8 protein-coding genes are annotated in these 9914 nt (G+C 45.8%); 7 read left to right on the forward strand and 1 reads right to left on the reverse strand.

Annotated elements, in window-relative coordinates; translation table 11 throughout:
• From dnaN to gyrB, 5 genes are all read left to right on the forward strand, one after another.
• Positions 1-1025 (forward strand): DNA polymerase III subunit beta (dnaN, locus tag BN1234_RS16600; RefSeq protein ID WP_054957781.1); only part of this gene is annotated, 1025 nt, incomplete at its 5' end.
• 37 nt (positions 1026-1062) lie between these two features.
• Entirely contained in the window at positions 1063-1278 is a 216-nt protein-coding gene (yaaA, locus tag BN1234_RS16605) for a S4 domain-containing protein YaaA (RefSeq protein WP_054957782.1), read from the forward strand.
• 66 nt (positions 1279-1344) lie between these two features.
• Positions 1345-2457: a DNA replication/repair protein RecF gene (recF, locus tag BN1234_RS16610; protein ID WP_054957783.1), complete on the forward strand. Its 1113-nt coding sequence runs from the start codon at positions 1345-1347 to the stop codon at positions 2455-2457.
• 13 nt (positions 2458-2470) lie between these two features.
• Positions 2471-2722, forward strand: a complete 252-nt coding sequence (remB, locus tag BN1234_RS16615; protein ID WP_054957788.1) for an extracellular matrix regulator RemB — start codon at positions 2471-2473, stop codon at positions 2720-2722.
• A 26-nt stretch (positions 2723-2748) separates the two neighbouring features.
• Positions 2749-4659 (forward strand): DNA topoisomerase (ATP-hydrolyzing) subunit B, encoded by a 1911-nt coding sequence (gyrB, locus tag BN1234_RS16620; protein ID WP_054957784.1) that lies wholly within the window; start codon positions 2749-2751, stop codon positions 4657-4659.
• A gap of 117 nt (positions 4660-4776) precedes the next feature.
• Here gyrB and BN1234_RS16625 read toward each other — a convergent pair whose 3' ends face one another.
• A complete protein-coding gene (locus BN1234_RS16625) occupies positions 4777-5571 on the reverse strand; it encodes a YheC/YheD family protein (RefSeq protein WP_054957785.1) in 795 nt (264 codons plus the stop codon).
• A gap of 397 nt (positions 5572-5968) precedes the next feature.
• Between BN1234_RS16625 and gyrA the strand changes: the two genes are divergently transcribed.
• Both gyrA and BN1234_RS16635 read left to right on the forward strand, forming a co-directional pair.
• The gene (gyrA, locus tag BN1234_RS16630; RefSeq protein ID WP_054957786.1) at positions 5969-8476 is read left to right on the forward strand and encodes a DNA gyrase subunit A; all 2508 of its coding nucleotides are present in this window, start codon (positions 5969-5971) and stop codon (positions 8474-8476) included.
• A 209-nt stretch (positions 8477-8685) separates the two neighbouring features.
• Entirely contained in the window at positions 8686-9798 is a 1113-nt protein-coding gene (locus tag BN1234_RS16635; protein ID WP_054957787.1) for a cyclic di-GMP phosphodiesterase, read from the forward strand.
• Positions 9799-9914: the final 116 nt, after the last annotated feature.

Here is a 9914-nt window from a genome sequence, read left to right on the forward strand (position 1 = left end):
AAGGTGTGACCTTAACCGCCAGTGATACTGATATTTCAATTCAATCTTTTATTCCAGCAGAAGATGATAAGCAGACGATCGTTCAGGTTGAGAGACCCGGAAGTGTCGTTCTTCCTGCTAAATTTTTTGTAGAAATCATCAAGAAGCTTCCTTCCCAAGAGGTTCAGATGGAGGTTAAAGATAATTTCCAGACATTTATCTCTTCAGGAGCTACCGAAATTCAGATGGTTGGACTGGATCCGGAAGAGTTCCCGGTACTTCCTAGCATTGAAGGCAATCAGACGGTTTCCATTCCAGGTGACCTGCTGAAGAATATGATTAAACAAACCGTGTTCTCCATTTCCACTCATGAAACTACTCCTATTTTGACAGGGGTTCTCTGGAACCTGGCAGATAATGAGCTGAAGTTTACGGCGACAGACCGCCACCGCTTGGCAACACGTTCAGCGCAGCTGGAGGGTACTGAGGATATTAAATTCAGCAATGTGGTTATCGCAGGTAAGACGCTGAATGAGCTGAGCAAAATCGTACCGGATCAAAATACACTCGTGGATATCGTGGTTGCAGACAACCAGGTGTTGTTCAAAATCGACCGCGTGTTGTTCTACTCCCGTATTCTGGACGGGGTTTATCCGGATACTTCTAGGATTATTCCGACAACGTACAAAACAGAACTCGTTCTGGATACAAAAAAACTCAGCGAATCCATTGATCGTGCTTATTTGCTGTCCAAAGAGGAAAAAACAAATATTGTGCGTATGCAGACGATGGAGAATGGCGGAATTGAGATTTCCTCAAGTTCCTCTGAGCTGGGGAAAGTCCGCGAAGAGCTTGAGCTTATCGATTTTAAAGGGGAGTCACTGCGCATTTCCTTTAACTCTAAATATATGCTTGACGTGCTGAAGGTTATCGAAAGCGAGCAGCTTATGATTGCATTTACCGGTGTGATGAGCCCGATCATTCTGAAGCCGCTCGACAACAGCCAGTGCTTGTACATCATCCTGCCTTATCGTACAACCAATTAAAGTTATCCCCAGGTGAAGGGGATGAAAGGAATACAACATGAAGCAAATCGTTATCCACAGTGAATATATTAAACTGGATTCATTTTTGAAGCTGGCAGACTGTGTATCCACAGGCGGCATGGCCAAAGCGCTTCTCCAGGAGGGAGCAGTCAGAGTGAATGACGAGCCCGAAGAGCGGCGCGGACGTAAATTGTATCCGGGAGACATCATCAAGGTGGAGGACTGCGGCACTTTTCAGGTCGCTGCAGAATAAAGCAGCCTCCCGCTGCCGCTTTTGACCTTTTTGACGTAAGAGCGGGAAACGAGGGAGAGGATAAGTTTGTTTGTTAATAACATCAGCCTGCATCATTATCGGAATTATGAATCCTTGCAGCTGGACTCCTTCGGAGACGTAAATCTCATCATTGGACAGAATGCACAGGGCAAAACCAATCTGGTTGAGGCCCTGTTCGTCCTTGCGCTGACAAAAAGCCACCGCACATCCAAAGATAAGGAACTCATCTCTTTCGAAGCATCCAGCTCTCATATATCGGCTGAGGTGGAGAAGAAATACGGCTCCTTGAAGCTTGAGCTGTCACTTTCCTCCCAAGGGAAGAAGGCTAAAATCAATGGGCTTGAACAGCGGAAGCTGAGTGATTTCATCGGTTCGCTGAATGTAGTTATGTTTGCGCCGGAGGATTTGGAGATCGTGAAGGGAACACCGGGGGTGCGCCGCCGGTTTCTTGATATGGAAATCGGACAAGTCACACCGAGCTATCTTTTTCACTTGCAGCAATATCAGAAAGTGCTCCTTCAGCGTAACAATCTCCTAAAGACGCTTTGGGGGAAAGATGCATCACAGCAGGCGATGCTGGATATATGGAATATGCAGCTGGTTGAGCATGGTGTTAAAATCGTTAAGAAGAGGAAACAATTTATAAAAAAGCTGCAAAAGTGGGCAGAATCGATCCACCAGGGCATTACCAACGGGATCGAGGAGCTGAGATTGCAGTATCTTCCCTCGTTCGCAGATAGTGAGGAAGAAGATGAAGCTGTCTTATTTGAGACATTTATGATAAAATTATCACAAATGAAAGAGCAGGAAATTCGGCGCGGTATGACTCTGGCAGGTCCTCATCGAGACGATCTCGCCTTTTATATAAACGGCAAGGAAGTGCAAACGTACGGATCACAGGGCCAGCAGCGGACGACCGCGCTGTCTCTTAAACTGGCTGAAATAGAGCTGATACAAGAGGAAATCGGGGAATATCCTGTGCTGCTCTTGGACGACGTTCTCTCGGAACTTGATCCCTACCGTCAAACTCAGTTGATTGAAACATTCCAGACGAAGGTGCAGACATTCATCACGGCGACGGGAATTGAAAGTTTGAATACCGACAAAATGAAGGGTGCCAGCATTTTTCATGTCCATAGCGGACAGGTGGACTCTTAAGGAGTGGATTCGTATATATATTCATTTGGGTGGAGAAAAGATTATCCGGTCATCGGAGCTGGTTGGGATTTTTGATGTCTCCATTGAGAAGTCATCGAAATTATCCAAGCAGTTTATCATGCATGCACAGCAGCATAAGATTATCGAGCATATTGGTGAAGAGGATCCTAAATCGATCGTCGTAACGAAGAGTATCGTATACTATTCCCCGATCTCTTCTGCAACCCTGAAGAAAAGAGCAAACATATTTGTTGCTTACGCATAACAGAATCTGTAGAAGTAGGTGAAGGCATGTCTATGAATCAACCAGCATATGATGAGAACCAGATTCAGGTACTCGAAGGATTGGAAGCCGTACGGAAACGTCCGGGTATGTATATTGGATCTACGAGTGCCAAGGGTTTGCATCATTTGGTATGGGAAGTGGTGGACAACAGTATTGACGAAGCGATGGCCGGCATTTGCGATCATATTGAGGTCTTCGTTCGTCCAGATAATAGTATTACCGTAGTGGATAACGGACGGGGGATTCCAGTTGGTGAGAATGCCAAGCTGAAGAAGTCCACCCTTGAAGTTGTTATGACGGTCCTTCATGCCGGAGGTAAATTCGGCGGTGGAGGATACAAGGTATCGGGCGGTTTGCACGGTGTTGGTGTCTCTGTCGTGAATGCTCTTTCCTCGAAAGTTGTCGTTCAAGTAAGACGTGACGGACATATTTATCAGCAGGAATATCATCGGGGTGTTCCTCAGTATGACATCAAGATTGTCGGGGACACGGATGATCACGGTACAACCGTAACCTTCCTGCCGGATCCCGAGATTTTCACGGAGACGACAGAGTTTGATTACAATACGCTTCTTACCCGGATTAGAGAGCTTGCGTTCCTGAATAAAGGGATTGGACTGACTCTGACCGATGAACGCACTGGTGCCTCCAACTTCTTCAAATACGAAGGCGGGATTATAGAGTACGTCAAGTATTTGAACGAGAAGAAGGAAGTTCTGCATGAGGAGCCGATTTACGTTGAGGGTGCCCGTGATAATATCCAGGTAGAAGTATCGCTGCAGTACAATGACGGCTATACAGAGAACATTTATTCTTTTGCTAATAATATTAATACCCATGAGGGCGGCACACATGAATCCGGTTTTAAAAGTGCACTGACTCGGATTATCAATGATTATGCCCGCAAAACAGGGTTTATCAAGGATAACAGCTCCAATCTGACAGGTGATGATGTCCGTGAAGGCTTGACGGCCATTATTTCCGTCAAAATTCCTGAACCTCAGTTTGAGGGACAGACGAAAACCAAGCTCGGTAACAGTGAAGTGCGCGGAATCGTTGAATCTCTATTCTCCGAGAAGCTGCAGGAGTTCCTCCAGGAGAACCCGGCTGTTGCCCGCCGCGTATTGGATAAAGCATTGTCTGCATCCCGAGCGCGCGAAGCAGCGCGTAAGGCTCGGGAGATGACACGCCGTAAGAGTGCGCTTGAAGTCAGCGCTCTTCCTGGTAAACTGGCGGACTGCTCCTCCAAGGATGCTTCCATCAGTGAGCTGTATATCGTCGAAGGTGACTCCGCCGGCGGCTCTGCGAAGCAGGGACGTGATCGTCATTTCCAGGCGATTCTGCCGCTGCGCGGTAAAATTCTGAACGTTGAGAAGGCACGGCTTGACCGTATTTTGTCCAACGCAGAGATCCGGGCGATTATTACGGCTATGGGTACCGGTATCGGGGATGACTTTGATATCAGTAAAGCTCGTTATCACAAGATCATTATCATGACCGATGCGGATGTCGATGGTGCGCATATTCGTACATTGCTGCTGACGTTCTTCTACCGTTACATGCGCAAGATTGTTGAAGCGGGATATATCTACATTGCTCAGCCGCCGCTCTTCAAGATCGAGCGCAATAAGGTTGTCCGCTATGCCGGCTCCGAGAAGGAACGCGATGAGATCATCGCCGAGTTTGGCGAGAACGCCAAATATAATGTCCAGCGTTATAAAGGTCTTGGTGAGATGAACTCAGGCCAGCTGTGGGAAACGACAATGGACCCAGAGAGCCGTACCATGCTGCAGGTGACGATTGAGGATGCTATCTTGGCAGACAGCATTTTTGATACACTAATGGGCGACAATGTTGAACCACGCCGTGATTTCATACATGAACATGCGAAGCTTGTTCGTAACCTCGACGTATAAGCAGGCGTTTTACAGCCATGCAGTGTAGGACAACAAGAGGGGATCTGCGGGGATATTTTAAGTCCCCGGGATCCTTTAAAAGCGTGCAGAATATTCTGCACGCTTTTTTGATACGGCTTATTTGACAAATCTTCCGTAAGCATTAGCGTACTTTTTAACTTTTTGATAAATAGATGGATCCTTGAAAAATTTCTTGAAAGGGAACAGGGCTGGCTTGGTGTTCACTTCTAGAATCCAAATGCTCCATCTGCTGTCAATCGCTACATCGAGTCCAATTTCTTTAATATTCGGATAAAACTTTTGAAGTTGTGATGCGACATGGACTCCGAGTTCTTTCAGCTCCTGACGGATATTTTCGATCTCACCTGCTGTCATATGCTCGCTCATCAGTGTGCTAAAGTGTTTCACAGTGCCGCCGCTGTGATGATTCGTTATGATTTTATGCTTGGCAGCGACACGGCCGATGATTCCTGTACTTTCCCAAAGTCCCCAAGGTGTCTTCTGGACAAGTACTCGAAGATCAAAGGGATGGCCTTTATGACGAAGCAGGCGAATTCCTTGTTGAATTAAGTATTTCCTGTTCTGACAAAGGCTTAATATCGTCTTATCGAGTTGGACCAGTGACGTAAAATTTTCTGTCTTCGTTTCATAACGGAGTCTATATGTCTTTGTGCTGGTGCTGTCAGTGTTATCTGACTCAGCTTTATTGTCCATTATTATTTCTGCACACATCACACCATTGCCGTAGGTTCCTCGGTCAGGCTTAATATAGACGAGTGTATGCGTCTCGAGCATTTGTTCAAGTGCTTCGAGTGAGTAGAGACGGGTCGTTGGAACATATGAGGCGAGCCCTTTGTTTTTAAGTATCATATTTGTTTTTGTCCATTTGCTTGAAACGCGTTGTAAAGTCAACCATATTCATCCTTTCCGGTTCTCATTTAATTACAAGATTGATAAAGGGTTGAAATGTCATTTCAAATCTTGTCAATACGTTTCTATACCCTGAAAACATAGGACAAGGGGAGCAAACAATGGTATAATATAAAGATGCGAACACTAGATATTGTTTATTATGATTTTCGAAAATCCTTTGCCCTGCATTGTATGTGAAAATTAGCGCGGAGGACAGGGCGCTTCCCCAGATCCGGGCGAAATATATACTTTCCGGTGCATGATCAAGCAACGTTTAATTGTGCTGGTTTTGTGAAAGTAATATAATTAAGATTGATGGATTTGCATAATTGTTCACTATTCTGCTTTTTTCACATAGATACAGGCATGATTGATAGGAAAATGAAGGAGGTCCAGCATGGCGGAAGAAAATTTCTCCCAAATTAAAGATCGGGACATTGGTACGGAGATGCGTGAATCCTTTATGGATTATGCGATGAGTATCATTGTCAGCCGGGCTCTGCCGGATGTGCGGGACGGGCTCAAGCCGGTTCACCGTCGTATTTTATATGCGATGTCTGAGCTTGGAATGGCCCCGGATAAACCACATAAGAAATCTGCAAGAATCGTCGGCGAAGTTATTGGTAAATATCATCCCCATGGTGATTCGGCTGTTTATGAAGCCATGGTACGTATGGCCCAAGACTTCTCTATGCGATATATGCTCGTTGACGGACACGGCAACTTCGGTTCTATCGACGGTGATATGGCAGCGGCAATGCGTTATACGGAGGCACGTCTATCCAAAGTAGCCATGGAAATGCTGCGCGATATCAATAAAGAGACCATTGATTTTATACCTAACTATGACGGTGAAGAGCAAGAGCCGGTTGTTCTTCCTGCACGTTATCCCAACTTGCTCGTAAACGGGGTATCAGGTATTGCGGTAGGTATGGCGACGAATATTCCACCTCATAATCTTGGAGAAGTTATAGACGGCGTTCAAGCACTTATTCGCAATCCGGATATTACGTCTTTGGAACTGATGGATTATATCCAAGGTCCGGATTTCCCGACAGCCGGTTATATCATTGGCCGCTCGGGTATTCGTCAAGCGTATCAGACAGGCCGCGGGTCTGTAACGATGCGTGCGAAAGCAACCATTGAAGAGAATAACAACAAGGCCAGAATTGTGGTTCACGAGATTCCTTATCAGGTCAATAAAGCACGTCTGGTTGAAAAAATTGCCGAGCTCGTCCGCGATAAACGGATCGATGGCATTACAGACCTTCGTGATGAGTCTGACCGTAACGGGATGCGTATCGTTATTGAGCTGCGTCGTGACGTGAATCCGAACGTCGTGCTGAATAACTTGTATAAGCATACATCCATGCAGACTAACTTTGGTATTAACATGCTCGCGATCGTAAATAACGAGCCTAAAATATTGAACCTGCGCGATGTGTTGTACTATTACCTTGAGCACCAGGTCAGCGTTATCCGCCGCCGGACAGAGTTTGAACTCAAAAAAGCGGAGGCACGTGCCCATATCCTCGAAGGTTTACGAATCGCTCTGGATCATCTGGATGAGGTTATTGCGTTGATCCGTGCTTCCCAGACGACAGAAGCGGCTCGTGATGGCCTGATTGAGCGATTTGGTCTCACCTATGAACAGGCTCAGGCTATTCTGGATATGCGTCTCCAGCGCCTGACAGGTTTAGAGCGCGAGAAGATTGAGAACGAATACCAAGAGCTCATGAAGAGAATTGCGGAGCTGCGTGAAATTCTGGCTGACGAGCAGTTGATCTTGCAGATCATCAGCGATGAACTTCAAGAAATCAAAGAGCGCTTCAGCGACGAGCGCCGTACAGAAATTACGGTGGGTGAGGACAGTATCCTTGATGAGGATCTGATTCCGCGTGAGGAAGTTATTATTACGATTACCCATACCGGTTATATCAAACGATTGCCTGCCAATACGTACCGCAGTCAGAAGCGGGGCGGACGCGGTGTTGTGGGGATGGATACGAAGAGCGAGGATTTTGTAGAGCATCTATTCGTAACCAACTCTCACCACTACCTCATGTTCTTTACGGACAAAGGTAAAGCGTATCGTTTGAAGGCATACGAGATTCCAGAGCTCAGCCGGACAGCCCGCGGGACACCTATTATTAACCTGATTCAGATTGAACAAGGTGAAACGGTTAATGCGGTTATTCCGGTAGAGAGCTTTGATAGCGAACAGTACCTGTTCTTCGCGACTGGTCAAGGTGTTGTGAAGAAGACTCCGCTTGAGGATTACGTGAATATCCGAAAAGGCGGCTTGATCGCGATCAACCTTCGTGAAGACGACTCCCTGATCGATGTTAAGCTGACAGACGGACAGCGAGAGATCATCATGGGTACCGCTCAGGGAATGTCGATCCGCTTCAAGGAGAGCGATGTGCGTTCCATGGGACGGAGTGCGACGGGCGTAAAAGGTATTACACTTGACAGCGATGATGCTGTTATCGGCATGGACGTTGTTGACCAGGATCTCGATATCCTCATCGTGACTGCTAAGGGTTACGGTAAGCGGACTCCGGCTAGTGATTATCGCTCACAGACCCGCGGCGGTAAAGGGATTAAGACGATTAATGTTACCGATAAGAATGGTCTTGTGGTAGGACTGAAAGTCGTGAAGTCCGAAGAAGACTTAATGATTATAACGGCCAGCGGAACGATCATTCGGACCAGCATGGATGGTATCTCTACAATGGGACGCTATGCGCAAGGTGTAAAATTGATCAATATCCGTGAAGATGATGCAGTAGCTACGGTATGCCGCGCTGACAAGAGCGAGGAAAATGACGAGAGCACTGAGGAAGATGGAATCGAAGCGTCCGATAGCGGAGAGGAAACATCTGAGTCATCCGATCAAGAATAAATATACGAAAAGAGTGTGGATGCGAACGTATCCATGCTCTTTTTTTGTATTAAATCAGAAGTTTAAGAAATAGAAGAAATTAGATGCAAATTTAGTTAATTAGCTTGGACAGGCTGAGTAAGTAGTACTATAATGTTGAATAAAATAAGGTGAAAATTGGCTGACGCAAAGGTAAGACTTAGCTGACATAATAGATGGAGAGGTTGATCATGACGATCAAAGCCGTGAGTGAACTACAACCGGGTGTAAAACTGACTAAGGATGTGCATACGCCTCTGGGCGGTCTATTGCTTCAAAAGGGCAAGGTGATATTGCCAAGGGACCTGGAGGTGCTTAGAGCATTTCAGGTGGAGCAGGTTTATATCGAAGTGAATGATATTGATAAGTCCAAAGTCCCAACTATAAAAACAGCCGGTAAGAAACCAGCGCTTATTTTTTCAGAGTCATCTGCTAACTCAGAAAATGAAGAAGCTGTTACTAGAAAAAATCAGCCCCTGCATGAGGAATATGATAAAACACTTGCACTTGTAAAAAGCTGTTACCAATCAGCTATTACTGGAGACCTTCGTATTTATGAGATCCGCACTCAATTGGAATCCATGCTCAAACAACTGACGGATTATCATATACTTAAATTTATGCCACGCATGACGAGCAGGCACGACTATAGATATCATAATGCCGTATTATGTTCCTTATCATCGTATAAACTAGCTCAGTGGATTGGCCTCCCGCAGAAGGACTGGTTGCAAGTTGCTTTCGCCGGACTTCTACATGATATCGGCAATGCAAAGATCGATCCCTTAATCTTGAACAAGCCATCCAAGCTGACGCCTGAAGAGAGTGAAGAAATGCGGCGGCACACAACATACGGCTATCAGATACTAAAAAATGTACCTGCTCTGAATGAGGGTGTACGTCTGGCTGCCCTTCAGCATCATGAAAAGGTGGATGGATCAGGTTACCCATTAAGGCTAAACGGCACGAAAATTCATACCTATGCGCGGATTGTTGCAGTAACTGATATATATCATGCCATGACCCTAGATAAGTTTTATCGGAGGGCCCAATCGCCTTATGTGGTGCTTGAGCAGATCCAGTCGGAGGCTTTCGGGAAACTGGACCCGCTGATCGTCCAAACCTTTGTTATCAAAGTTACATCATTCCATAATGGCACCAAGGTAAGATTGAGCAATAATGATGTAGGTGAAATCGTATTTACCGATAAGTCACATCCTACACGTCCTATGGTATCCGTAAGTGGCCAGATTATTAATCTGATGCAGCAACGACAGCTATTTATAGAAGAAGTCATTTATTGATGAAAAAGGGTTGACCAAGTTAGAAAGGCTGTGGTATATTATTTCTTGCCGCTTCAAGCGGATTGATATATCACAGCATTTCAATCGAAAAACTTTTTCAAAAAAAAGCTTGCTAA

Source organism: Paenibacillus dakarensis (assembly GCF_001373415.1).
GTDB classification, from domain to species: Bacteria; Bacillota; Bacilli; order Paenibacillales; family Paenibacillaceae; genus Paenibacillus_AQ; species Paenibacillus_AQ dakarensis.